The organism is Streptosporangium sp. NPDC049248, from assembly GCF_040678965.1.
Lineage (GTDB): Bacteria > Actinomycetota > Actinomycetes > Streptosporangiales > Streptosporangiaceae > Streptosporangium > Streptosporangium fukuiense.
Genome location: NZ_JBFAQY010000011.1, coordinates 140,643 through 161,511, shown reverse-complemented (window position 1 = coordinate 161,511; position 20,869 = coordinate 140,643). Strand labels below are relative to the sequence as shown.

Below are 20,869 nucleotides of genomic sequence, written 5' to 3'. Positions count from 1 at the left end.
TTCCGAGGGTTGGTCAGGGGGCGGGGCTCCCCGGCTGGGTGACCGGGGAGCTGGGAGGGATCAGAGGTTGCGGACGAGGTCCATGAGCTTCGCGATCGCGGCGACGCACGGGGCGGAGTCGTCCATTCCTTCGACCCTGGCGAGCCGGTCGTTCAGGTACCACTCCACGTCGTCGGGGGTGGCTTCCGTGAGTTCGTGCCGCTCAAGGCAGGGCCTGGAAGGCATGCCCATCCACAGCGCGTAGTAGTCGCTGCCGTAGTAGAGCGTGCCGGTGTCGGTGTCGCGCCACACGCCGGTGTGGGCGACCTCCTCGGAGGTGGAGGCGAAGTCGACGCTACCGACGAGCTCCAGGCCGGGGAACGTCGGGAAGTCGAGGGTCGCGGTGTCGGGCTTGGCGGTTGCTTTGCGGACGGTGTCCATGAGCGTGGTGACGGCCTGGGCGAACGGCGCGCGGTCGTTCATCCACTCGGCGGCGTTGAGCCGCATGTTCAGGTGCGCCTCCAGCTCGTTGGGGGTGCACGGGATGAGGTCCTCGGACGTCAGAGGGTCGACCGTGAGGGACAGACCGGCCCATTCGTCGCCGTGGTAGAGCCGGCCGGTGGTGTCGTTGCGCCAGACGCCGGTGATGTCGCAGCTCTCGGGGCCGTCGTAGAAGTCGATCTGACCGAGGAGCGTCAGGCCCGGGAAGGTCGGGAGCATCAGGGTGCATACCTGCGCAGGTACGTCGTTGGACGCCGGGACGGGGACGTTGTTGTCGAGCCACAGCATGGTCGGCTGACCGGTGGGCTTGTAGTCGTAGGTGACGAGCACGCCCCAGGTGTCGGTGTCGGAACCGGGGATGGCTGGCTCGATGACGGTGGCGGTCGCGTAGACGTCGCGCTCCAGGAGGTAGGGGATGTAGAGCTTGCTACCGGGGTGGAGCTCGGTGATGGCCTTCGTCGGCATGGTGTTCCGTTTCGCTGGTTGGTTGGTGGGGGGTGCCCCCGGCGTGGGTGCGCCGGGGGCGGAGCGGGTCAGTCCCTGTTCACGGAGACCTGGCTCAGGGTGATGAGGCGAGTGGCGGCGGCCTGTGCGAGGGTCGCGTAGACCTGGGCCATGGCGACCGTCTCGATGCGGATGCGGCGCTGGGTAGTCGGGTCCTCGGTGGGGTCGATCGTGGCGTCTTTGAGGTCGAAGAGGATCTTCTCGGCGGCGTCGGCGTTCTCGCGGTAGCGAGTCGTCTCGGTGCGCACCTCGTCGCGGTACTTCGCCTCGTAGTGGCGCTTCTCCAGGTTGGCCAGGTAGTCGTTCATTGGTGCTATCCATTCTGCTAGCGGGTTGGTCGGCGTGCGTGGCGTGGGTGTGTCACGCGCGTTTTCTTGATCACGCACTTTCGTGATCATGGGGCTTTGTGATCTTGAATTACGTGATCACTACGCTGATCCTAACTCACGATAAGTGGGGTTATCGTGAGTTAAAGCCAAGATCGCGTGAGGTCTTTTCACCCACACCCGAACCCAAACCACCCACACTCAACCCTCGGCACGCCCCGCCACCACACCCGGCAACCGAGCACCCGGCCGGCCCCGCGACCCCCGGCGCTCCCGCTCCACCACCAACAACTCCCGCACATTCACCAACCCCCCCACCTCCCCCCGCCGACGAACCCGCGGCAACCCCGTCCACTCGTCGACCACCAAACACCGCAACCGGCCCGCCGCAACCCAACGCCCGATCGTCGAACGATCCACCCCAACACGAGCAGCAGCCGCCGCAAAATCCACCCACACACCACCATCATCACAACCACACACAAACCACACAGGCCAGACAAGGCAGACGGGACAGCGACACACACCGGGGCCCGGCCCGGGGCCCCGCGGGGGGGTGGGGGTGCTGGCCGGGAACACGAAAGCGCCCGCCGGTCGCATGACCGGCGGGCGCTTCTGGGTGCGAGCGTTGGCTAGCTCCGGAAGAACTCCAGGACTTCCGAGATCAGACCCGCGCGAATCTGGGCTTCCGTCTTGGCCAGCTCGTGACGGATCACGTTCTCCGCTTGCGCGATGACCAGGCGGAGGCTCTTGATCTCCGCGCGGGTCACGACGTCGTACCGTCCGTTGGCCTGGTAGTCGCTGGTCGCGCGGTTCAGGCTGACGGTGCTCAGCCGGTTCATCGCGTCATGCGCGGCGATGAGCTGCGCCGTGATCTTCTCGTCCCAGTAGATCACCGCCTGCTCAACCGCGCAGTTAGGGACGGTGACGACCACGATCGGACGCCGGTTGGCACCAGCGGTGGCGAACACCGCAGCCGGGATCTGAAGGGCGGTGAGCAACAGCACGTACAGCGTTGCGGCGTCGGTGATCAGGTCGTTGGTGGGCGTGGTGCTGGACTCCATTGGAGAGTCTCCGTTCTAGGTTGGTTGGGACGGACCGGGGCGCGCGGGTACGCGCCCCGGTGTGGTGGTTACTTGGCGTTGGGCTTGATGTCGGCCTGCTGTGCGGCTTGCTGAGCCTTGAAGGTGGCCAGCATCGCCTCTTGCGCGGTGACGTCCAGCCCGTGGGTGCGAGCGACCTCTATGGCGGCTTCCAGGTCCTTGACGGTCTTGTCCATCAGGTCCCCGGCGGCCTTACGCTCAGCCGCCTTACGGGCCTCCTCACGGCGGATCTTGATCTGCTCCATCGCGTCCGGGATGACGGCGGTGATCCACTTGGTGAGGTCCGACACGCTGGCACCGGCGGGCGCGGCGAGCGGGTGAGTCTCGTCAGTGAGGGACAGATCCCGCATGCCGTCGTACCGGCGCGTGGTCCACCGGGTGACGTTCTTGCCGGTGCCCTGCGTGTAGATGTGGGCAGCGGGGAAGTCTGCGCCGTCAGGCAGCGGGATCAGGTCCTCACCGATCAGCGCGTCGCCGTGCAGCTTGTCGGCCTTGTGCAGGCTGACCAGGGTGGCGATGGACGGACGGTTTCCGCCGACGAATGCCCAAAACGACGCGGTCCCACGCGCCGAACCTCCCTTGGGGGTTTCCGCGCGGGTGAGCCACGCATAGACGGGGAGAAGGGTCTCCGCCTGCTCACGGGTGAGCTTGATCTCAACGGTGGCGGGGGCGGGGGTGGACTCAGTCATGATCTTCCCTTGTGGGTAGTGGGCCGCCCGCCCTGTTGCGGGCGACCCGTGGGGGTTTGCTAGGCGATGACGGTGTCGTCGCCGGAGGTATCACGCTTACGCTTGCGCTTTTGCTTGCGTGATGGGGAGTGCTTGGCGTTGCGCCGTACAGCCCAGATGGCTACACCGATCGCTGCCAGTGCGAGCACTCCGAGCGAACCGAGAGCGATACCCATCGGAGTGTCGTTACTGGCGAACTGCGTGACGGGAACGTCCGTCGCGTCTGGCACGGTCACAGCCTGCGGGATGCAAGCCAGACCGGGCACCGGCGGAGTCCCACATGCGGGGGTCGCCGGGGGTGCGAATACCGGCGTGTCCTCCGGAGTGGGCACCGGCGGTGCGGCGGGCACCGTGGGAAGTGGCTGCGCGGAGACGAAACTCACGGACACGGACGGTGCCGGGGTCACCGTCTTCGGTGCCGGAGTGACCGTCTTCGGTGCCGGGGTCACCGTGACCGTGGGGGTCACAGTTGGCGGCGCCGTGGTCACGGACACGGACACGGACGGTGCCGGGGTGATCGTCGTAGTGACGGACACCGTGGCGGACACCGTGGTCGTAGACGTGACGGTCTCCGTCACAGTGATGGCTGGGACCGGGTTCTCCGGTACCGGCACGGGGGCGGCGGTGGCGGTGGCGGTTGTGAGGAGCACCGCGCAGGCGGTCAGGATGGCGGTGGCCGCCGCAGCCGCCGCCCCCCTTGCTCTCATTGAATCGATCATGGCGACAGCCTATGGGTCGTTCGGAATGCCTGATGACCTTTTGAGTCACGATCACATAACGACCACTCGGTGTTTCCGCAGGTCAGGGCACCGCCGCCCCTCGCGCGAAGCCGTCCCCCGACGTTGTGTCTTGGCTAACCGCCTTTTCGTGCGTGTGGGTGTGGGTGTTGGTGGCGTGTTTTCTCTTGCGAGACGCTATGTGGCTCTCTGAGTGCTTTGGAGCGCCCCCCGCCTCTTTGGTCGAGTTGTGTGCGCTAGCGCTTCAGCTTGCGTCTGAGAGCGTTCTAGACGGGTTTCTGGTCCGTTCTCCGCGTCGTGTTGTTCGTGGGGAAGTTCTCCGCGACGAGGAGGGTGTCCGGGGTGGGTGTGGTCGTGCAGGTCTGGCAGTGGTCGAGGTTGCCGGTGTGGGTCCAGCTGTAGCGGTGTGTGGCTTGGGTGCGGGCGTGTGTGGCGGAGTCCGCGGTGAGGTAGACGCGGGCTCCGCAGTTGGGGGTGTCGCAGTGGAGTCCGATGCGGATGCTCATGTGTCGTCTCCGGTGTGGTGTCGGTTAAGGATGCGCTTGGCGTGGGCGCGGTAGGCGGCGATCTGTTCGGGGGTCATGCGCTGGGCCTGGGAGGGGACTTTCACGATGGCGTTGCGGACGTGGAGCCGTGTGCCTTCTTCGTCGCGTGCGGCGAGGACGGATTCGATGACGAGGCGGGGTGACCAGGGGCAGCCGGCGAGTTCGGTGAGGACTTGGCCGAGGTTCCAGTCTTCGCGCATTTCGACCAGGAGGGCGGCGAGGGCGCCGTAGGCGGGTTGGATGGTGGGCTGGGCCATGGGGTCCTTTCGTGGTTGCGTTTCCGCTTGCATGAGTGCTGGCGTCATCTTCGTTGATCTTGGTTTTGGCGCGCGTTCTGGCCCCCTTCCTCCTTAGCCACGTACGGAGGGATCCATAGAAGGACATAGAGAAGGGATAGCTAGTAGGGATAGGGGCCCCCGCTCTAGCGTGACCTAACTCGGGGTTTGGTTACGGTCTGAGCGTGACCTACGGGTCACGCTCAGACGTGACCTAACTCCCCCTGATTCCATGATCGTTTATGAGTTATCCACAGGCTTCCCCGACCGGCTTTGGTTACGGTCAGAGCGTGACCTATCCGGCGCCGGAGGCAACTCCACCGACGCCGGCAACAACGGCACGTGATAGTCGACGGCGTGACCCCGCCGCGCGAACACCGGCCGCCCCAGCGAATCCGTGTCGATCTGCATCCGAACCTCGATCCCCCGATCCGCGAGCCGCTTCAACGCATCGCCCAGACCGCGCGCACCGAGCCCCGTCCCCAGCTGCAACGTCTCCGTCAACGTGATCTTCGTGCCGTCGTCCCTGCGGTCCCCGCGATGCCACAGCATCTTCCGCGACACCTTGTGCGCCCGCTCCGCGATGATCATCAACACCAGCCGGTCCGACGCGGGCATCCCCTGCGCAGCAGGAGTCCTCAGCCACGCGGCCACCTCCCCAACCAGGCTCTCGGCCACCACTCCCCCCGTCGTCGCACATAAGTCCCTCGAGGGAAGGGAGATCAGACCTGGTCACAGCGGACCATCTCAGCCAGAACACGGTAAATGACCCTGGCCATGCCATGACGCAGCCACCGCCACGGCACCACCTCGCGCAGCCCTTCCACGAGCGGATCACCAGCGGGCCGCTGACGGCCCTGCCCAAGATCAACCATGCGGTGCTCCCCGCCCACACCGAGATCAACCGAGCGGCGCAGCAACGCCGCGGCGATCCTCCCCCGCTCCGTCGCAGCCACCCTGACCGCGACCTCAGCGAGCGCCGCGGCGCGTATCTCGTCCATGCTCAGCCGGTCGTCCCCGGCCCCGGCCGACCGCATCTGACGCACCATCGCCGCCGTGTAGACAGCGGCCAGCTCCTCAACCACCGGGTCGGTCACCCGGCCCAGGACGAGGGTCTCGTCATCTTCCATGTGGTGTTCCTTCACATATGCGTTTCACCGGCCAGGGCGTGGTGCCCTGCCGGTCACGTCGTACGTTCTGCGTTTGGCGGGGTCCGACAGCGTCGCGTACGCCTCGGTCACCCCTTTGAAACGGTCGGCCGCCGCCTCGTCACCAGGGTTGGCGTCCGGGTGGAGTTGGCGAGCGAGCCGCCGGTACGCGCGGCGGATGTCGTCGCCCGTCGCGGTCGCCGGCACCCCGAGCCGCACATAGAACTCCCCCAGCGTCGGCATGGGCCTGGGCGACCTCGGCGGCCGCGAAGAGGCCTTCGCCTGCGGTGGTTTGCACGTCGCGACGTGCGGCATCATCCGCCGTTCATGCTTGGCCAGGGGACGCTCGTCGGTGACGCGACGCGACCGGAGCGTCCCGGCCGCGTCGCACCACACCGCTGTGTTCCCCTTCGGGTTCTCCTTCAGGTCAACGGCGAAGTCCACGTTGTTGCTGGTCTTCGTCCACCAGACCAGCTCACCGCATGGCCGTTTGCCCTTGCCGCCCCTGCAGAAGCCCTTGTGTGCGCGGGAGAACACGGCTCGTCTACCCCTGCTGCTCGGCGTTCGTCACCGCCCGGCACGCGTCACACATCGACACGACGATCACGACCGGCCCCACCGTCACGCTGCCCTGGCACACGTCGCTGCTGTCACCGCCGCACCGGTCACACGGCGGGCGCACCCCGGCCAGGGCGTGCAGCGTGTAGCAGCCCACGCAACGCACGATGCCCATCTCCTGCAACGTGCCGAACACCGGCTGCGGGCTTTGCAGGTGCAGGCAACCCCGAGGATCCGCCCTGTAGGCAGCCATGAAGTCGTCCGACACCTCATCGACCCAGCCGCGAGGACGAACCACCACGGGAGAGTCAGGGAAAGCGTGAGCGGCAACGATGCGTCTGGCGGCCGCGGCCGCCGCGTAGAACTGATCGCTCATCGGGTTCGCGTTCATACCGCTGACTCCTTCCACACGGTCAAGTCCCGCCACGTCGCGTACGCGGCGGTGCCGGCCGCGCCCCGCGACGCCGGGTGCAGGTGCGCGAGCATCGCTTTCGGGCCCGGCGCGGCCGCGACCCGTTCGACGAGCGCGCCGTTACGGATCGGCCCGGCCGAGTGGCCCAGCTCCTCCAGGTGCCACGGCGCGGGCAGGCACTCCACGATCACGCCGGGCGCTTCCATCCCCCATTCGTAGGCGTGCAGGTCACCGCCGCGCGGGGTGCGCTTGACCGGGTCGAACCCGACGATCAGCCGTAGTGGCCCCACCTCGATACGACGGGCCGTCAGGTCCGCGCGCACCTTGGCCCGGTCCGCGCCCCGCCACCCGGTGTAGCCGAGGGTGAACCAGTCCGGCTCGCACCAGGCCGACAGGTCCTCGAAGAAGGCGGCCAGCACCAGCCGGGCCTGGTCCTGGTCGACGCCGCTGCCCTGCAGGGCCAGGTGAACGAGGCGGGCCAGGTGGTGGCGCTGGTCGACGTTGAGGTTCGGTCGCTTCGCCATCAGCTACCACCTGCCCCGCGGCCGCCGAACCCGCCGCGCTGGACGACGGTTCCCTTACGGGTGGTGATGTGCACGTCGGAGGGGCGCACCGTGGTGGCGCCGCGGATCCGACCGCCCGAGGAGGAGCCGCCGTACACGTAGGTGTAACTGCTGTGGGAGCCACCGTCGCAGAACCGGTCGTCCACCACCTGGTATGAGCCGTCAGCGCCGGGAGAAGTGATCACACAGTCAGCGGTGACAGGGTCGCCAGGGGTGCAGCCCGCCGCGACGATCACTGACAGTGTGGTGATCGTGCCGATCGCCACACTGTTCGACGACATCCGCCTACGCGACCGGGAAACGAGTTCGTCGCTGCTCATCGGCCGCCGTCCTCGTGGGTGCAGACGACGGTGATGTTCTCGATGATCGCCAGGGTGACGGGCTTGGCGTCAGCGTCTTCCATCACCGGCCAGCCGTCGTCGCCGTAGAGGAGTTTGCCGTCGTTGTCTTTCTTGTGCTGCTTGTTGCTGCGGTAGAAGTCCCGGGAGCCTCGCCCGGTCGGCTGCACCTTGACCTTGGTGACACGGTCTCTTCCGCTGATCTTCTGGTGGCGGGGGTTGTCCGGGTCGAAGTGAACCCACCGGAACTTGTCGAAGTCGTACACGGCGTCCCAGATGTCCAGGACGGTCCCCTCCTGAATTTCGCAGGAGCGGCCGGACATACGCGGGTAGAAGACCCTCGTGCCGACCGTGTACGAGTTGCCCCGCCAGTCGGTCAGGGTGCGCGGCTCACTCTCGGTCGCCATCAGGCGCCCTTCCTTCCCATGGGGTTCCAGTTCACGGCCTCGTCGACGATCACGAGGGAAGCGCTGACGCCGAGCATCTGCGGCCTGTAGTGCCAGTAGCCCTTGCACCGGTACACGCGCAGGTTCCTGCCGGGGTAGAGCTGCCTGACCGCGAGTTTCGCGACCTTCTTGCTGGAGTACCGGTCGGCGCCGCAGGTGCAGGCGCCGAAGTGCCGCGCCGCCACGATCGGCTGCGTCCTCGGGTGCCCCTTCACTTTCCTGCTCCTGCCACTGTCGCTAGCACTTCTGCTTGCCTCTCGTGTTCTTGCTTAGCCTGCCGATTAAGAGCCTTGCTCAGTGTGGTCAGGGAGACACCGAGCCGTTTCGCGATCAGCATCTGCCCGGCCTCCTGGTTCAGGGGCCAGCCCTCGGCGTGGGAAACGAACTGGGCGTTCTCCACGAGCGCCGCCCCGTTCTTCAACGGGGCGTAGCTGTCGAGTGTGCCGTGGTCGGTCAGCCGTGTCTCGCACGGCCCGCAGTGTGGCCGCCCTGGTTTCACTGGGCGGCCACACTCGACGAACTCGCACAGCACCGCTTCCCAGTCCGGCTTCGCGGCCGGGTCGTCGATGTTCTCTTCCCACGCGGCCGGCGGCGCCCATTTCCGGCGCTGCGCGCGGGCCTTGGCGCGGCGGTTGCCGTACTCCATGGGCGGCTTCTGGGCACGCATCTCTTCGTAGGCGGCCCTGATCGCGTCTGCCAGCGCCACGGTGATCTGTGGCTTGCGCATGATGTGGGTGAGGTTCGTCGCCGTGTTGCCCTGCTGCTGGCCGATGCGTGCCCTCATCTCGTCGTTGGTCCAGCCCATGGCGGTCAGCGCCTGAACGCGGCGCTGCGACCCGGTCGCGTTGATCCGCACGCCTTTTCCGATCATCGGGGTGACCGCGAGGATCTTCTCCGCGGTGCTCCGCAGCGCCGCGGCCTGCTTGCCCTGCTGGATCTTCAGGATCGTTATCCTGCTGACGCCGCTGTGGTCGATGAGGTCCTGCAGGCTCATCGTGCGGCGCAGCTCCTTGATGTGCTTGCGCAGCGGGGTGGCGTCGGCCTTCAGCGACATGCCGAGGTGGTGCATCTTCCGGGCCTTGGTGCCGACGGGCAGGCACTTGTCGCAGCCGCACCCGTCCTTGGTGTAGCCGGTTAGCGTCCCGTGCCGGGCGCCTTCCACGAAGGTTCGGCGCCTTCGTGTGCTGGTGGGGTTATCTGCCATCGACATCACCCGGGGTGGGCCTGGTGTCGATGTCCTCGATCCACGCCACGATCACTGCACCGGCCTTGACGAGCTCGGCGCGCATCGCGGGCAGCTCGTCAGCGGCCATGGCCCCCCAGACCTGCTCCAGCAAAATTGACTGCCAGGTCTTCCGCTGGGGGTCGTCGTTGATCTGCCGCTCGGCTGCGGCGAGCATTTCGGGCAACTCGAACTCGGCCGCCGTGAATGAGGCGCGGTCGCGGTGGCGCTGCACGCCGTACTTGCGGTGCTGGGCCATCCGCTCCAGCACGATCTGGCGGGTGATGCGGAGCCGTACTGCGGCGTTGGCCATGAAGTCCTCGGACATCACATGCCTCCGGTGTGGGCCAGGCCGACGCCAAGGGCGATCGCGCGGGCGCGGTCGAGGTCGTCCTGGGTGACGCCGTGGCCCTCGACGATGGCGATGACGACGCCGCTGTCCGAGACGACGGAGTGCCGGGGGATCGAGTAGTCCGGCGTGCGCTTGCGCTTGGGGACTCGCTTGCCGTTGACCTTCCGGGGCTTCCGCTTCTTCTTCCGCCGGTCGAACGGGTTGGAGGTGGTGTCGAACGGGTCGTTCATCAGATTCCTTTCACGATGTTGAAGCCCGGCAAGGCGTCCTGTGTGCCGCCGGGGACAGGGATTGAGGCAACCGGCTGGCACGCGGTGAGCGTGTACCGGTCAGGGTGTTGCTGGCGGTCAGCCCGCTGGCGGTCCGTCCAGACGCGGGCCCGCACCCAGGCCGCCTCTACTGGCGACATGGGGCGTTTGCCCTTGCAATCACATCGGCACGCCCACCGGCAGATGCGATCGGCGAGCCACACCTGGGCGACGACCGTGGCCAGCGGCGGCCCGTCGATCGTGCGGTGCTGGTACGACTCGCGGAAGCACGCCGGGCCCGTGCCGCTCTTGTCGGCGATCATTCCTTCGCGGGCTTGGCGCGGCATGCCGCTGCACTGCTCGTGCTTGCCGCGGTCGCACTGGTAACAGCGGGTGCGCTGGCATTCGCACCGGGTGTAGAAGCCCGGCCAAGCCAGCGACTCCACGCGCCGCATGCCGTCCGTCCAGACGTGTGCCTGCACCCAGGCTGCCTCTACTGGCGACATGACGCCGCCCTGGAGCGTCACCGCTCCTCCCGGCGCGAGTACTGGTCCCGCTGGGCGAGGAACGCCGCACGCTCGCGGTCCTGGCGCCGTTCGTAGAGATGCATCCGCAGGGTGCCGCGCACGTTCTGGAAGACGCTCTCAACGGCGACCAGCGCGACGAACGCCCCGCAGACTGCGCCAACGACGACCAGGATGTACAGCAGCGGGGGCCACGTGCTGAGGACCAGCAGGGCCGTTGTGAGCGCCGCCCATACGACCAGGGCAAGGGGGGTTTTCAACGTCTCTCCTCACAGAGGGGGTGAAGGGCGCGCTGATCAAGGCCCCCGCCGAGATCAACGCGCCCTTGATTTATCGAGTGACCTGCGGCGGGGACGTGTGGAACACGCGTACCTGGCCGATGACCACCCTCGCGAAGTAGTCGTCGCGGTTCCCCTTCGCCAGGGCGTCGAGGTTGTTCACGAACTCCTCGTATCGGTCGCGCTGCGCCCGAGCCTCGTCCCGCTCTCGTACGGCGGCGCGGGCGTCGATTGCGTGGCACGCCCCCCACGTGATCGCCATCGCGACGGCGCAGACCGCCACGACGATGATCGCGACCGTGTCTGTGTTCACCGGGCGGCCTCCTCGACGGCGGTGCCGGCCTCGGGGTCGTGGGCGTTGAGCTGCTCGATCTTCCATCGCCCGTCCAGGGTCACGGTGGTGAAGTCGCTGCAGATCGCGCACCTCCGCAGGACGGAGGTGTGCAGTGTGAACGGCTGCGGGCCGGGTGAGGCCCCGATCGTTTTCCACTGGCAGTCGTGCGGGGTGTGGCCCTTGGCGGCGGCGCCGAAGTAGCCGAGCACGAGGCCCGCGACGCCGACCACGAAGAAGCCGCCGATGATGAGAGCCGTCTCTGCGGTGCTCACTGGGCAACCCCGACCATCCGGTCAGCGTCCGCGAGGGGGACGGCGGGGCCGCTCTCCTGGTCTCCCAGGAGAGCAGCCGCCACCTCGACGGTGAGGAACGCCCGGTGCGCGCGGAGCGCGAGCCGCAGGTCCTCGATTGTCACCAGGTCGGCCTGCTGGCCGACCTGCCAGACGATGGTGTCGTGGATGTCCTTGGCGTAGGCGGTGAACGTTCCCCTCCTGGCATCCCAGGAGGGGAACACCCGAACCATCCCGGTGCCGGGGAACATGTGCTGCTGCATCAGCGCTGGGCCGCCCTCTGCTTGACCAGGCCCGCGAAGCCCGCACCGACCTTGAAGCGGACCTTCACCGTCGCGGGGACCTCCACCGGCTCCCCGGTGTGGGGGTTACGGGCGGTGCGGGGGGCCCGGTCGGCCAGCTCCCACATTCCGAACCCGGTGATACGCACCCGGGCGCCCTGGGAGACCTGGTCCTCGATGGCGTTCATGATCGCCTCGAACGCCTTGGCCATGAGCTTGGGGTCCGCCTCGAACGCCTCCTCCTTGATGAGGGAGTTGTCGGCGGCGGCGGCGATGATGTCGTCCTTGAAGAGGGTGGTGCCGGGGGTGAGCTTCGAAGCCATGAGATTTTTCCTTTTCTGTGGTGGTGCGAGGTCAGTTGGCCGGTGCCGGAGCGGGCGGAGCGGGCGGAGCGGGCGGGCCCTGGGGGGCGACCGGGGTCTGCGGGAACTGGTACACCTCGGCCGGCATCAACTGCGTGGTGTTCAGCGCGGCCAGGCCGGAGGCGGAGCAGTCGGGGCAGCCGTTCCCACTGCACGTGGGGCAGGGCTGCCCGTCCTGCACGGCCGGGTGGCACGGCCCGTTGAAGCGGTGCACCAGGCGCGTGTCCGTGGAGTTGCCGCACTGGCACGGCCGCCGGAACATGACGCCCGTCTCCGGGGCGGTCTGCTGCGTGGCGTGGGCCAGTTGCCGCTGCTTCTCCTGCCGGTCCAGGAACTCGATACGGGCCAGCACGTCCCGGTGGGCGCGGTCCGCCTCGTCCCGGATCCTGCGGTACAGGTTGGCCGCGTCTTCGAGCTGGGTCTTGTCGTTCGCCGGTGCGGGCATCCGGTACGCGCCGAGGTCGAGCGACGCTTCGTCCTCGGTCCGGGTGTAGCGGACGTGCTCGGGCCGGAGGTGGTCGTACTGCGAGTAGATGGGTCGCATTGCGGTGCTCCTTGAGGGGTTGGCCCCGGCCCTGGGGGCGGGCCGGGGGTGAAGCGGGGTCAGTTCTCAGCGCGGGCTTCCTGAATGGCGGAGACCATCGCGTCGTAGGTGGCGACGTCGCCGCCAGCGGACTCCAGCACGTCGATCGCGGCCTGGACCTGCTCTGGGGTCGGCGGGGCGGCCGCGGTGAGGGTGTCGCCCGTGATGATGCTGATGTCGCGCAGCACTTCTTCGCGGTCGGCGATGCCGAGCTGCCCGAACAGGTTCAGCATGTGGACGCGACGCTCGGCCGGGTCCTGCTGCTCGACCTGCTGGGCAGGCTTCTTCGGCTTGGCCGGGTGCGTGATCGGCATGGCCTTGAGCGCGGCCATCACCTGGTCGGCTTCCCGCTCCGTCAGATCCCGGGTGGACTCGATCGGCGGTTGACCAGCTGGCCGCTGGACGGTCGCGTTCAACCACGCCGCCTTGGCGGCCTTGTTCGCCGCGGTGCTGCCCTTGCCGGTGTGCGGGGTGATGCCGCGCTCACCGATCGCGATGTTCAGCGAGGTCAGACGTTCCGCAGCGACCGGGACGTCCTTGGGGTCGTCAACGATGACGGCATCTTCGATCTCGTCGTCGGGCGGCACCAGCATGTCCTCGGCGCTGCGGCCGGCAGGGGCCTGCACGGGCGGCGCCGGAGCGGCGGGCGGCTCGGCGGGTTGGATGCTCGCGAGGAACGCCTGCAGCTCCTTGGCGGTGGCGTCCTCGATCTTTCGACCTCGGGTGTGGTCGGTGAACGCGCGGTGCAGCGCGTCCATGTCGCCGCCCTCCCACGCTTCAACGACCTGCTTCCACACCTCGGCGATCCGTTCGAGGGCCCGGGCGCGGCTGCTCGCCGCCGCTTCGATCCGCTGGCCGTTGGCCATCCACACCTCACGGTCGGCTTTCGCCTGCCGCCACAGCTCCACGACCGTGTCGTACGTCGGCGCCGCGTTGATCGCCGCGATGTAATCCGTCTGGGCGGGCTTGGCCGACTCGATCGCCAGCCGATCCTCCGACGCTCCGGCGCCGAGCTCCGCGTGCTCGGGTGCGGCGGCCATGATGCGGGCCGCTGCCTGCCCAGCGGTCATACCGCGGATAGCCGCCTCCACCTTCGTGAAGTGCTTGAGCAGGCCCTTCTCCCGCGCCGTGCGGGGAACGAGCCACACACTGATCGGGACCGCGACCGCATCGCCGAACATGCCGCGCACCATGTCCACGAAGCCCGGCAGCTCCGCTCCGGCGTTCGCACCCTTGGTCTCCAGCAGCCACGTCCCGATGTCCTGGATCTGGGGGATCCAGATGTTCATGCGGGTGTGGAGCTTGCACGCCTGGTCTCTCGGCGCGTTCTCCCAGAACCGCTCCCCCCACATCTGCGTGCAGACGCACGGCTGGTTCGTCTTCTCCACGGTTTCGCCGTTGCAGCGGGCCTGCCGTCCGCCGCGTGACCACTTCTCGTACGCCTGGTCGAGCGGGTCCCTGCCGGGCGGCAGAATCGCGTCCAGGGACGTGAGTTCCGGGTTCATCAGCCGCCACTGCATGCCGCCGTCACCCTGGGGCTTCCACCGCTCGACGCGGCCGCCGTATATGTCCTCCATCTGCCGGATGAAGTGCTCGAACTCCGAGGTAGGGATGAAGAACTCCGACGCCTTCGCCCTGCCCTCGAACGTACCCAGACGGATCCGGCCGATCGTGCGGAGACGCTGCTGCCTGGTCAGAATCCGGCCGCCCATCAGGCCACCTCCTCCATGTCGTTGTCGTCGAGGGTCAGAGGTTCACCGACGACGTTCTTGGCGAGGCCGGTGTTGAATTCCGCGAGGCGGCGGACCGTCTGGAACATGTCGTACATGTCGTCGCCGCACCTCACCGGATAGAGGTTGTAGCCCTCCGGGCGGAGGTGCAGGATCACGCCGACGTCGTGACGGGGCGGCAACTCGATCCGGTCGCCGTTGCGCTCCCACCCCCACGGCGCTTTGCGGTACGCGCTCATCTGCAGGCCGGCCTCCGGGTAGACGCCGTGGACGTCGCCGTTGTACGTCGTCCCGTTCAGCGTGCCGCCGGTTTTCGTGTCGCCCGGGATGATGGTGTCGGCGGGCACACCGAGCTTCTTCGCGACCTTCGGGGACCGGAACAGGTAGTCGAGTGTCCCGGCGTAGCCGTCTTCGTAGTGAGCGACGACCATCTCGGATGCCTCAAATTCGATCTCCCACTCCTTCACCCACCGGTGGAAGTGGGTGATGTACGAGGTGAGGCTCTTGTTCGCGAGCAGCCGGATCGGTGCGGGCTCACCGAGGATTCTGCATTCGATGAGCTTGTGCACCGCTGAGCCGACGTCGGCGCGTTCGTCCTTACGGCGGTTCGGCTCACCTTTGAGCCACTTGATGAACTCGGCGCGGCCTTCCTCGGTGCGGCTGGCGGCGACCATCTCGACCACGTTGTCCATCGCGGTCTCAGCGGTGACCTTGGCCGCCCAGAACGCGAGCGCTTCGTGGCCGCCGCCCTGGTTGAGGATCGTCGTCACGCTGCGCAGCAGCACGCCGGTCGCGGGGTCCTTGTAGAACCCGGCCTTGGATCGGCGCGGGATACGCGCGGTGAGGATCGGAGCACCGGAGCCGGTGCACGGCAGCACGTCGCCCTTGTTCACCTTGTGCTTGCGGATCGTGCCGCCCTTGTTGACCTTCTGGAGCTTCCCCTTGCACTCCTCCCCCGGGCAGGGGTAGACGTCGGGGAACGCCGCCACGTCCTCGGGCTCGGGCCACTCGTCGGCGGCGTAGGCCAGGTCGTCGACGGCGGAGGTTGCGAGTCGGCTCACAGTTCTCCCCCACGGATCAGGTCGTACATGGCTTCGGCGTACCGGTCGTACGGGAAACTGTCGCTAGCGATAGTGCTAGCAGTAGTGGTCACGGTGGTTCGCCTCCTTATCTGTGGTTCTGGTGGGTTGGTCACGCGACGGTTTGGGTGGACCGTCTACGCCGGGTGGGGGTGCCGGCTTCGGCGAGCTCGGCTTTCGCCGCGGCGATGCGCGCGGTGAGGCTGGCGAGTTCGGTTCTGCTGTTCTCTATGGCCTGCTGGATCTGGGCGAGTGCCTGTTCAGCCTCGGTGATCTGCCGGGGCACGAGATTTTCCAGCATGTATTGGGCAAGGAGCGCCCGGGGGATGCGGTATCCCCGCTTGCCGGTGGTGATGTAGCCGAGCCTGTTCTCCTGCAGGAGGTACAGGACGGTGCGGTCGACCACTTGGAGCACCTTCGCGACCTGGCTGACCTTGAGCAGGAGCTCGCCGGTCGGCTCGCCCGCGTCGATGAGGTCGGCGACGATGCGCTCCGGCATCGTCGCCGTGTTTGCGCTGGTCATTGCCACCCCCTGAGTGCTTCGTGATCTTCGTTTTGAAGATCAACGCAACTTCAAGGATGACGTTACACGGTCGTTCGCGAAATTCAAGTTGTTTCGCGAAACTTCGCGAAATTCGCGATGACAACGCGTGTTTCGCGCATTTACCCGCACGTTCAGACGCAGGCTGATAGTGTTCGCCGTATGGGCAAAAACCGAAGGTAGCCCCAAAAACCGAAGGAGGCGCCCCCGGTGACCCCATCGCAGCGCAACACTGCCACACCCCCCGAGGCCGTTGTCATCCTGCGACGACGAACCGAGAGAGGACTGGAAGGCCCCCTCTCCTTCGCCCGCTGCGTCGAGATGTTGAAGACCTTCACAGACAAGCCGTTCACCGACCGCACCTGGGCCAACTACGAGCAAGGCAAGTCGCACATCCCCGACCGGGAACTCGTCCTCATGGCCCTTGTCGTCGGCGCCCTGCCCGAGGAACTACAGGAAACCGGCCGGGCCGACGCCGCCGCGATCCTGCGCCAGGAGATCGAGCAACGCCGCGCGCCCACCCTGACCGGAGCGTCGAGACGCACGGTTGAACGTCTGGAGCGGGCGATCGAGCAGATCAACACCTTGGCGATCCTTAACGAAGACCAGCGCAAGGAGCTGGTGGCGCTGCTCCTGGAGAAGGTCGACACCACGCTGGATCAGCACAATCGACAAGTCGACATTATGCGGCGAGGATCGTGACCTTTTCGACACCAGCTTGGTGACAACCAAAAGCGAAAGCCGCATCACACCACAGAACACCTCATGCCCCGGCCTGATGGCTGATGTGAGCATGCGCCCGTTCCGGCCAGCACATCCGTGAACCACCCCTTCAGAAGTTTGCGTATGCAAACCATGAGCCTGACTCGGACATTCCGAAAACACTAGTGTGCACTGGGATATTTGCCGTACTCTCACTTCCCCTGGCCGCTTGACGGCATTGCTTATGCAAGTCATGATCTTCCGGGGCGAGATGATCTTTGCGGGCGAAACGATCAGGAGGAGCACATGTCCGGGGGCCCGGAACAGGAGGCGAATACCGACGAGTTCCCCACACGGAAACTCGTCGGCGCCCGCCTACGCCAGTTACGCGAAGCCGTAGACGGAACACGGATCACCGCCCGCGCCGCTGGCCGGCACATCGGCGCGTCGGACTCGAAGATGAGCCGTCTGGAAAACGGTTTTCTGCCGTTCCGTCGAGACGACCTCACCGCCCTGCTCACCCTCTACGGTGTCACTGACCCCTACCAACAGGAAGCGTTGATCTCCGTAGCCATGGGGGAGCGCCAACCCAGTTGGTGGGACGACCAGCAGGTCCCGCTCGAAGCGACAGCCCTGTGGGGGCTGGAGCAGACCGCAAGCTACATCCGTACCTACCAGCCGATCTTCGTGCCGCCACTCCTCCAAACCGAGGAGTACGCCGCCGAGTTTTACCGCATCACCCAACATCAGCCGCCAGCGTCCGTGATCGAGACCAGCGTCAAGCGGCTCGCCCGCCGCCAGCGCATCCTCACCGAACATGACTCCCGCTTCTGGGCGATCATCGAGGAGCCCGTGCTCTGGCGGCCGATCGCCAATCTGAAGACCCACATCGAGCAGCTCGACGTGCTGATCCGGGCATGCCAGGACCCGAGGATCACGATTCAGGTGAACCGGATGACCTCCGGGTTCGTGCCCGAGTGCGGTCCCTTCAGCGTGTTTCGCTTCGACGACAAGCCTCAGATGATCGCTTTCCACCGGCAGGGCAAAGATGTGATCATCCCACGGCGTAGCGACGAGCAGCACGTGGTCACGTTCGACCGGGTCGCGGTCGCCGCCGCCCGCGCCCATGAAACACCGAAGATTCTCACGGAAATCCGCGCCCGTATCCCCACTGTCGTGGACTTCTGACCCGCCTCAACAACGAAAGGCACTCCAGTCGATGACCACTCCGACCGATGCGTCGAAGCCATCTTCCGCTCGCATCTACGACTACTTCCTCGACGGTGAGGAATGGTTCGGGGCCGACGAAGCATTCGCCAAAATCCTCATGGCGGACGACATGTGGGTGCGAGACGCCTGCCGGGCCAACCGCGGTTTCCTGCTGCGCGCCGCCCGCAAGGTCGCCGAAAAGGGCGTCACCCAGGTCCTGGAGATCGGGTGTGGCCTGCCGACCCGGCCGAACGTCCATGAAACCGTGCGCTCCGTTCAGCCCGGCGCCCGGGTGGCCTACGTGGACAATGACCTCACCGTCGTCATCCACAACCATGCGAACGTCGACGAGCCCGACGGGGTCGTCACCATCGAGGGTGACCTGAAGCAGCCCCACGACATCCTGAACAACCCGCAGATCCGGGAGCTCCTCGACTTCACCCAGCCGATCGCGCTGATCCTCGTCGGGGTGTGGCACTTCCTGCCCGGCCCTGACACCGGGAAGATCATGGACGTCTTGTGCGACGCCCTCGCCCCCGGCTCCTACGTCGTGCTGTCCCACGCCTGCTCCGACGCGATGACCAAGGAGAAGAAAGCCGCTGGTCAGGACGTCTACCGGCAGACCAGCAACCCCGCGCACCCGCGCAGTACCGAGGAGATCAGGCTTCTGGTTGACGGCCTGGAACTCCTGTCGCCCGGCCTTGTGCCGGTCGCAGAATGGAACCCCGTCGACGGAGACCCCTACCCGGAGAACGCCCCCGCCGTCATCGGCGCTGTCGGCATGATCTCCAAGCGCTGACCCCGGCCGGGAGGGAGTGGCCAGAAGTTACGCTCCCTCCCGGCCCGTAGAACCGATCGACTCCACGCCTGAGCGCTCCTCTGAACGGTGGAGCGTTCCACCGAGCAAGCGCTGATTAACGAGTGTCGCAGGGGCACACTTCATTTACTTACTGCGCAACGAAAGACCAGCTATGACCATCGCTCGTCACCGGGGAATTTCTATGCTGCGCGCCGACCAGGCTCTACAGGTATCCGTGACCGTCACAGTGCTCGCCTGGTTAGGCGCGGCGGTCACTACGTGGATCGCTATCGATCCGGACGTCGCCCCCCGCTTTCTGATTATTCTGCTGTGGGTGCACAGTGCCGCGATAGCGGCGACCTTCATCACCGTGACTCTGTTCACGCTGCGGGCTTTCAGCCGGATGGTCGCCGACTCCAAGGAGGTATACGCGCTGGGCCTTGAACACGGCGTCGAGCTGGCCGACGTGATACACCATTAGGCGCCTGGAAACGCTCTGCCCGCACCAGGGCGTTTTTGAATCGTCCGGCCACCCTCCGCGCTGGACTACTCCTCCGCGGACTCCGTCTCCCCGCCCAGCTCTCGCCGCTTCTCTTCCGTCATCACGAACGTCCCAAGGTTCGGAATCGTGTAAGCATGCCCGCTTTTCTGCAGAGCTGTCACGACCTTGCCAGCGGTGACCCGCGCGATACCGAATTCTTGGCATAGGCGATTGATCGACGGAACGGGCATTCCCGGCCGGTAGACGCCCTCCGCGATCCGTGAACGGATCACGTCGGCTACTTGGTCATATCGGGTGCGGTCCGGGCGGAATTCGATCACACGAAACACCGTAGGGAGGCATGACAGCCCCCTCTCCATCAAGAGATCCTGTGACACGCTATGAGATCGCATAGACCGGCATAGGACGGTGGCCTACACTCGGAGTCCTCCATGCCACCCAGCGTTACGAGGATTTCCACCCATGTCCCAGCACGATCCACCCCCCACCGCTCCTATGTGGCTGGGGTCCCCCTGGCCTCCAGGTATGCCTTCCCCGCGCCTCGCTACCACCCTCGAAGAACTATGCCGCGCCTACCCGCACTGGATCATCCGCCGATCCGGTGCCGGCCGATTCTGGGCGCAGCGTTTTCTGACCGTCGCCGAGTACGACGCCGGGTGCAAGGGTCTCCTCGACGACGACAGCCTTCAGGGCCTCGCTGCCCTGCTGTACGCCGAGCAGATCCTCATTGAAAGTCTCGCCCCGGTCGCGTTGCCCGCACCCCTGCCCTTCGAAAAGCGGGGAGGTTTGCTGCCATGACGACCATCGCCAAGGTCGGCAGCCACCATGAGATCGTCCCTTACATCACACCCTACGAAGAGCAGACGGTGCCATTGCCGCTGGTGTGTCGTTGGACGGCTGAAGGCTTACGACTCACCTACATCGACGCCAACGCCGAGGACTGGATGTTCGGCGTGCTCTGGGCCCGGATGAGCGTCACACCGGGCGCGACGCCCATGATGAGCATGGTCCACACGCTGCTGCAGCGCCGCTGCATGCTTGAGCGCGTGTGCCGCGTGTGCGGGCAAAGCGCCGCCGACCCCGATGACCCAGCCCGCACCTGGTGGATCCTGCCCGCCGCGCCGACCGATGGCCGCATGCTGGACTCCTGGACAACCGCGCACGCACCGACATGCAAAGATCATGTTCGGCTCGCGCTGGCCCGCTGCCCGCACCTGCGCACCGGCACCCCGATTCTCTACACGGTCGGCCACTACTGGTCGAGCGGCGTGCTGGCCAACCTCTACGCGCCGCTCGGCAACGGGGTGGTGGAAACCCACCACCAGGTGCCGATCGCCTTGGAGGAGTTCCAGCGGCTGAACCTGGCTCTGGCCACCCAACTGATCGTCACCATGCAGGACCTACGGCCGGCCTCTGTGCCGTAGACCCCAAAAGCTGGCGCGGCGGCACACCACACCCATCCCCGTGTCGCCGCGCCTGTGAGTCCCCGGGGTCCGTTACCACCGGGTGGTGGCCCCCGCCCTCTGGAGGCGAGAGGGCGGGGTCACCGACATAGACCGGCCCCGAGACGTTACGGCACGCGGAGCGTCTCGGGGCTGACCGAGGCCACCGGTAACGCCCTGCCGATGCTCGACTGGCTGGCACGTCAGATCGGCAACGACAGGCGGATC

The 20,869-nt window shown here is 66.6% G+C and carries 36 protein-coding genes; 7 read left to right on the top strand and 29 right to left on the bottom strand.

Features of this window, described 5'->3' with window-relative positions:
- Window positions 1-60: 60 nt before the first annotated feature.
- The 5 genes from AB0K21_RS21900 to AB0K21_RS21880 form a co-directional block, all read right to left on the bottom strand.
- Window positions 61-945, bottom strand: coding sequence for a hypothetical protein (locus AB0K21_RS21900; RefSeq protein ID WP_364152493.1), 885 nt, complete (start codon window positions 943-945; stop codon window positions 61-63).
- A gap of 68 nt (window positions 946-1,013) precedes the next feature.
- Entirely contained in the window at window positions 1,014-1,292 is a 279-nt protein-coding gene (locus AB0K21_RS21895; protein ID WP_364152490.1) for a hypothetical protein, read from the bottom strand.
- A gap of 650 nt (window positions 1,293-1,942) precedes the next feature.
- Window positions 1,943-2,374, bottom strand: a complete 432-nt coding sequence (locus AB0K21_RS21890; protein ID WP_364152487.1) for a hypothetical protein — start codon at window positions 2,372-2,374, stop codon at window positions 1,943-1,945.
- Between the two features lie 68 nt (window positions 2,375-2,442).
- Window positions 2,443-3,102, bottom strand: a complete 660-nt coding sequence (locus tag AB0K21_RS21885) for a hypothetical protein (protein WP_364152484.1) — start codon at window positions 3,100-3,102, stop codon at window positions 2,443-2,445.
- A gap of 59 nt (window positions 3,103-3,161) precedes the next feature.
- The gene (locus AB0K21_RS21880) at window positions 3,162-3,377 is read right to left on the bottom strand and encodes a hypothetical protein (protein ID WP_364152481.1); all 216 of its coding nucleotides are present in this window, start codon (window positions 3,375-3,377) and stop codon (window positions 3,162-3,164) included.
- Window positions 3,378-3,453: 76 nt separating this feature from the next.
- Between AB0K21_RS21880 and AB0K21_RS21875 the strand changes: the two genes are divergently transcribed.
- Window positions 3,454-4,071, top strand: a complete 618-nt coding sequence (locus AB0K21_RS21875; protein WP_364152478.1) for a hypothetical protein — start codon at window positions 3,454-3,456, stop codon at window positions 4,069-4,071.
- Window positions 4,072-4,144: 73 nt separating this feature from the next.
- On the opposite strand, the gene AB0K21_RS21870 is transcribed toward AB0K21_RS21875, so the two are convergent.
- The 23 genes from AB0K21_RS21870 to AB0K21_RS21760 form a co-directional block, all read right to left on the bottom strand.
- Entirely contained in the window at window positions 4,145-4,384 is a 240-nt protein-coding gene (locus AB0K21_RS21870; protein ID WP_364152475.1) for a hypothetical protein, read from the bottom strand.
- Window positions 4,381-4,680, bottom strand: coding sequence for a hypothetical protein (locus tag AB0K21_RS21865; RefSeq protein ID WP_364152472.1), 300 nt, complete (start codon window positions 4,678-4,680; stop codon window positions 4,381-4,383). The genes AB0K21_RS21870 and AB0K21_RS21865 overlap by 4 nt, the downstream gene beginning before the upstream one ends.
- 258 nt (window positions 4,681-4,938) lie before the next feature.
- Window positions 4,939-5,376, bottom strand: a complete 438-nt coding sequence (locus tag AB0K21_RS21860; protein WP_364152469.1) for a hypothetical protein — start codon at window positions 5,374-5,376, stop codon at window positions 4,939-4,941.
- A gap of 44 nt (window positions 5,377-5,420) precedes the next feature.
- On the bottom strand, window positions 5,421-5,828 hold the full coding sequence (locus AB0K21_RS21855; RefSeq protein ID WP_364152466.1) for a hypothetical protein: 408 nt from the start codon (window positions 5,826-5,828) through the stop codon (window positions 5,421-5,423).
- Window positions 5,829-5,852: 24 nt separating this feature from the next.
- The gene (locus AB0K21_RS21850; RefSeq protein ID WP_364152463.1) at window positions 5,853-6,383 is read right to left on the bottom strand and encodes a J domain-containing protein; all 531 of its coding nucleotides are present in this window, start codon (window positions 6,381-6,383) and stop codon (window positions 5,853-5,855) included.
- 7 nt (window positions 6,384-6,390) lie between these two features.
- Window positions 6,391-6,795 (bottom strand): hypothetical protein, encoded by a 405-nt coding sequence (locus AB0K21_RS21845; protein WP_364152460.1) that lies wholly within the window; start codon window positions 6,793-6,795, stop codon window positions 6,391-6,393.
- On the bottom strand, window positions 6,792-7,340 hold the full coding sequence (locus AB0K21_RS21840; protein ID WP_364152457.1) for a hypothetical protein: 549 nt from the start codon (window positions 7,338-7,340) through the stop codon (window positions 6,792-6,794). Before AB0K21_RS21840 ends, AB0K21_RS21845 begins: the two co-directional genes overlap by 4 nt.
- Window positions 7,340-7,660: a hypothetical protein gene (locus AB0K21_RS21835; protein ID WP_364152454.1), complete on the bottom strand. Its 321-nt coding sequence runs from the start codon at window positions 7,658-7,660 to the stop codon at window positions 7,340-7,342. The genes AB0K21_RS21840 and AB0K21_RS21835 overlap by 1 nt, the downstream gene beginning before the upstream one ends.
- A 35-nt stretch (window positions 7,661-7,695) precedes the next feature.
- Window positions 7,696-8,124 carry a hypothetical protein gene (locus AB0K21_RS21830; RefSeq protein ID WP_364152451.1) on the bottom strand — a complete coding sequence of 143 codons (429 nt, stop codon included), beginning with the start codon at window positions 8,122-8,124 and terminating at the stop codon, window positions 7,696-7,698.
- Window positions 8,124-8,378: a hypothetical protein gene (locus AB0K21_RS21825; protein WP_364152448.1), complete on the bottom strand. Its 255-nt coding sequence runs from the start codon at window positions 8,376-8,378 to the stop codon at window positions 8,124-8,126. The genes AB0K21_RS21830 and AB0K21_RS21825 overlap by 1 nt, the downstream gene beginning before the upstream one ends.
- On the bottom strand, window positions 8,375-9,367 hold the full coding sequence (locus tag AB0K21_RS21820) for a hypothetical protein (RefSeq protein WP_364152445.1): 993 nt from the start codon (window positions 9,365-9,367) through the stop codon (window positions 8,375-8,377). The genes AB0K21_RS21825 and AB0K21_RS21820 overlap by 4 nt, the downstream gene beginning before the upstream one ends.
- Window positions 9,357-9,713: a hypothetical protein gene (locus tag AB0K21_RS21815; RefSeq protein ID WP_364152442.1), complete on the bottom strand. Its 357-nt coding sequence runs from the start codon at window positions 9,711-9,713 to the stop codon at window positions 9,357-9,359. Before AB0K21_RS21815 ends, AB0K21_RS21820 begins: the two co-directional genes overlap by 11 nt.
- The gene (locus AB0K21_RS21810) at window positions 9,713-9,967 is read right to left on the bottom strand and encodes a hypothetical protein (protein ID WP_364152439.1); all 255 of its coding nucleotides are present in this window, start codon (window positions 9,965-9,967) and stop codon (window positions 9,713-9,715) included. The genes AB0K21_RS21815 and AB0K21_RS21810 overlap by 1 nt, the downstream gene beginning before the upstream one ends.
- Window positions 9,967-10,512, bottom strand: a complete 546-nt coding sequence (locus AB0K21_RS21805) for a DUF6248 family natural product biosynthesis protein (protein WP_364152436.1) — start codon at window positions 10,510-10,512, stop codon at window positions 9,967-9,969. The genes AB0K21_RS21810 and AB0K21_RS21805 overlap by 1 nt, the downstream gene beginning before the upstream one ends.
- Entirely contained in the window at window positions 10,509-10,769 is a 261-nt protein-coding gene (locus tag AB0K21_RS21800) for a hypothetical protein (RefSeq protein ID WP_364152433.1), read from the bottom strand. Before AB0K21_RS21800 ends, AB0K21_RS21805 begins: the two co-directional genes overlap by 4 nt.
- 70 nt (window positions 10,770-10,839) lie before the next feature.
- Window positions 10,840-11,100, bottom strand: coding sequence for a hypothetical protein (locus AB0K21_RS21795; protein ID WP_364152430.1), 261 nt, complete (start codon window positions 11,098-11,100; stop codon window positions 10,840-10,842).
- Window positions 11,097-11,393: a hypothetical protein gene (locus AB0K21_RS21790; RefSeq protein ID WP_364152427.1), complete on the bottom strand. Its 297-nt coding sequence runs from the start codon at window positions 11,391-11,393 to the stop codon at window positions 11,097-11,099. The genes AB0K21_RS21795 and AB0K21_RS21790 overlap by 4 nt, the downstream gene beginning before the upstream one ends.
- Complete coding sequence (locus AB0K21_RS21785) at window positions 11,390-11,674, bottom strand: hypothetical protein (RefSeq protein ID WP_364152425.1); 285 nt, start codon at window positions 11,672-11,674, stop codon at window positions 11,390-11,392. The genes AB0K21_RS21790 and AB0K21_RS21785 overlap by 4 nt, the downstream gene beginning before the upstream one ends.
- The gene (locus AB0K21_RS21780; RefSeq protein ID WP_364152422.1) at window positions 11,674-12,015 is read right to left on the bottom strand and encodes an HU family DNA-binding protein; all 342 of its coding nucleotides are present in this window, start codon (window positions 12,013-12,015) and stop codon (window positions 11,674-11,676) included. Before AB0K21_RS21780 ends, AB0K21_RS21785 begins: the two co-directional genes overlap by 1 nt.
- Window positions 12,016-12,046: 31 nt before the next feature.
- The gene (locus AB0K21_RS21775; RefSeq protein WP_364152419.1) at window positions 12,047-12,598 is read right to left on the bottom strand and encodes a hypothetical protein; all 552 of its coding nucleotides are present in this window, start codon (window positions 12,596-12,598) and stop codon (window positions 12,047-12,049) included.
- 59 nt (window positions 12,599-12,657) lie between these two features.
- Entirely contained in the window at window positions 12,658-14,349 is a 1,692-nt protein-coding gene (locus AB0K21_RS21770; protein ID WP_364152416.1) for a hypothetical protein, read from the bottom strand.
- Complete coding sequence (locus AB0K21_RS21765) at window positions 14,349-15,428, bottom strand: hypothetical protein (RefSeq protein WP_364152413.1); 1,080 nt, start codon at window positions 15,426-15,428, stop codon at window positions 14,349-14,351. Before AB0K21_RS21765 ends, AB0K21_RS21770 begins: the two co-directional genes overlap by 1 nt.
- A gap of 130 nt (window positions 15,429-15,558) precedes the next feature.
- A complete protein-coding gene (locus AB0K21_RS21760) occupies window positions 15,559-15,969 on the bottom strand; it encodes an excisionase family DNA-binding protein (RefSeq protein ID WP_364152410.1) in 411 nt (136 codons plus the stop codon).
- Between the two features lie 228 nt (window positions 15,970-16,197).
- Here AB0K21_RS21760 and AB0K21_RS21755 point away from each other — a divergent pair, with 228 nt between their 5' ends.
- From AB0K21_RS21755 to AB0K21_RS21740, 4 genes are all read left to right on the top strand, one after another.
- Entirely contained in the window at window positions 16,198-16,689 is a 492-nt protein-coding gene (locus tag AB0K21_RS21755; RefSeq protein ID WP_364152407.1) for a hypothetical protein, read from the top strand.
- Window positions 16,690-16,995: 306 nt separating this feature from the next.
- Window positions 16,996-17,877, top strand: a complete 882-nt coding sequence (locus AB0K21_RS21750; RefSeq protein ID WP_364152404.1) for a helix-turn-helix transcriptional regulator — start codon at window positions 16,996-16,998, stop codon at window positions 17,875-17,877.
- Window positions 17,878-17,908: 31 nt separating this feature from the next.
- Window positions 17,909-18,697, top strand: coding sequence for an SAM-dependent methyltransferase (locus AB0K21_RS21745; protein ID WP_364152401.1), 789 nt, complete (start codon window positions 17,909-17,911; stop codon window positions 18,695-18,697).
- 202 nt (window positions 18,698-18,899) lie between these two features.
- Window positions 18,900-19,178 carry a hypothetical protein gene (locus AB0K21_RS21740; protein ID WP_364152398.1) on the top strand — a complete coding sequence of 93 codons (279 nt, stop codon included), beginning with the start codon at window positions 18,900-18,902 and terminating at the stop codon, window positions 19,176-19,178.
- Window positions 19,179-19,243: 65 nt separating this feature from the next.
- Here the strand turns inward: AB0K21_RS21740 and AB0K21_RS21735 are convergent, their stop codons facing one another.
- The gene (locus AB0K21_RS21735; protein WP_364152395.1) at window positions 19,244-19,519 is read right to left on the bottom strand and encodes a winged helix-turn-helix domain-containing protein; all 276 of its coding nucleotides are present in this window, start codon (window positions 19,517-19,519) and stop codon (window positions 19,244-19,246) included.
- Between the two features lie 205 nt (window positions 19,520-19,724).
- Between AB0K21_RS21735 and AB0K21_RS21730 the strand changes: the two genes are divergently transcribed.
- Together AB0K21_RS21730 and AB0K21_RS21725 are read left to right on the top strand one after the other, a co-directional pair.
- Window positions 19,725-19,997 (top strand): hypothetical protein, encoded by a 273-nt coding sequence (locus AB0K21_RS21730; protein ID WP_364152392.1) that lies wholly within the window; start codon window positions 19,725-19,727, stop codon window positions 19,995-19,997.
- Window positions 19,994-20,623, top strand: a complete 630-nt coding sequence (locus AB0K21_RS21725; protein WP_364152389.1) for a hypothetical protein — start codon at window positions 19,994-19,996, stop codon at window positions 20,621-20,623. The genes AB0K21_RS21730 and AB0K21_RS21725 overlap by 4 nt, the downstream gene beginning before the upstream one ends.
- Window positions 20,624-20,869 lie beyond the last annotated feature (246 nt).

Excerpts from the sequence above, each read along its gene's own strand:
- AB0K21_RS21725 (WP_364152389.1), top strand. The coding sequence starts at position 19,994 with ATGACGACCATCGCCAAGGTCGGCAGCCACCATGAGATCGTCCCTTAC.
- AB0K21_RS21730 (WP_364152392.1), top strand. The coding sequence starts at position 19,725 with ATGCCTTCCCCGCGCCTCGCTACCACCCTCGAAGAACTATGCCGCGCC.
- AB0K21_RS21870 (WP_364152475.1), bottom strand. The coding sequence starts at position 4,384 with ATGAGCATCCGCATCGGACTCCACTGCGACACCCCCAACTGCGGAGCC.
- AB0K21_RS21810 (WP_364152439.1), bottom strand. The coding sequence starts at position 9,967 with ATGAACGACCCGTTCGACACCACCTCCAACCCGTTCGACCGGCGGAAG.
- AB0K21_RS21835 (WP_364152454.1), bottom strand. The coding sequence starts at position 7,660 with ATGTCGTCGAACAGTGTGGCGATCGGCACGATCACCACACTGTCAGTG.
- AB0K21_RS21890 (WP_364152487.1), bottom strand. The coding sequence starts at position 2,374 with ATGGAGTCCAGCACCACGCCCACCAACGACCTGATCACCGACGCCGCA.
- AB0K21_RS21830 (WP_364152451.1), bottom strand. The coding sequence starts at position 8,124 with ATGGCGACCGAGAGTGAGCCGCGCACCCTGACCGACTGGCGGGGCAAC.
- AB0K21_RS21895 (WP_364152490.1), bottom strand. The coding sequence starts at position 1,292 with ATGAACGACTACCTGGCCAACCTGGAGAAGCGCCACTACGAGGCGAAG.
- AB0K21_RS21745 (WP_364152401.1), top strand. The coding sequence starts at position 17,909 with ATGACCACTCCGACCGATGCGTCGAAGCCATCTTCCGCTCGCATCTAC.
- AB0K21_RS21820 (WP_364152445.1), bottom strand. The coding sequence starts at position 9,367 with ATGGCAGATAACCCCACCAGCACACGAAGGCGCCGAACCTTCGTGGAA.
- AB0K21_RS21750 (WP_364152404.1), top strand. The coding sequence starts at position 16,996 with ATGTCCGGGGGCCCGGAACAGGAGGCGAATACCGACGAGTTCCCCACA.
- AB0K21_RS21865 (WP_364152472.1), bottom strand. The coding sequence starts at position 4,680 with ATGGCCCAGCCCACCATCCAACCCGCCTACGGCGCCCTCGCCGCCCTC.
- AB0K21_RS21845 (WP_364152460.1), bottom strand. The coding sequence starts at position 6,795 with ATGAACGCGAACCCGATGAGCGATCAGTTCTACGCGGCGGCCGCGGCC.
- AB0K21_RS21780 (WP_364152422.1), bottom strand. The coding sequence starts at position 12,015 with ATGGCTTCGAAGCTCACCCCCGGCACCACCCTCTTCAAGGACGACATC.
- AB0K21_RS21815 (WP_364152442.1), bottom strand. The coding sequence starts at position 9,713 with ATGTCCGAGGACTTCATGGCCAACGCCGCAGTACGGCTCCGCATCACC.
- AB0K21_RS21885 (WP_364152484.1), bottom strand. The coding sequence starts at position 3,102 with ATGACTGAGTCCACCCCCGCCCCCGCCACCGTTGAGATCAAGCTCACC.
- AB0K21_RS21900 (WP_364152493.1), bottom strand. The coding sequence starts at position 945 with ATGCCGACGAAGGCCATCACCGAGCTCCACCCCGGTAGCAAGCTCTAC.
- AB0K21_RS21840 (WP_364152457.1), bottom strand. The coding sequence starts at position 7,340 with ATGGCGAAGCGACCGAACCTCAACGTCGACCAGCGCCACCACCTGGCC.
- AB0K21_RS21855 (WP_364152466.1), bottom strand. The coding sequence starts at position 5,828 with ATGGAAGATGACGAGACCCTCGTCCTGGGCCGGGTGACCGACCCGGTG.
- AB0K21_RS21770 (WP_364152416.1), bottom strand. The coding sequence starts at position 14,349 with ATGGGCGGCCGGATTCTGACCAGGCAGCAGCGTCTCCGCACGATCGGC.
- AB0K21_RS21775 (WP_364152419.1), bottom strand. The coding sequence starts at position 12,598 with ATGCGACCCATCTACTCGCAGTACGACCACCTCCGGCCCGAGCACGTC.
- AB0K21_RS21740 (WP_364152398.1), top strand. The coding sequence starts at position 18,900 with ATGCTGCGCGCCGACCAGGCTCTACAGGTATCCGTGACCGTCACAGTG.
- AB0K21_RS21785 (WP_364152425.1), bottom strand. The coding sequence starts at position 11,674 with ATGCAGCAGCACATGTTCCCCGGCACCGGGATGGTTCGGGTGTTCCCC.
- AB0K21_RS21760 (WP_364152410.1), bottom strand. The coding sequence starts at position 15,969 with ATGACCAGCGCAAACACGGCGACGATGCCGGAGCGCATCGTCGCCGAC.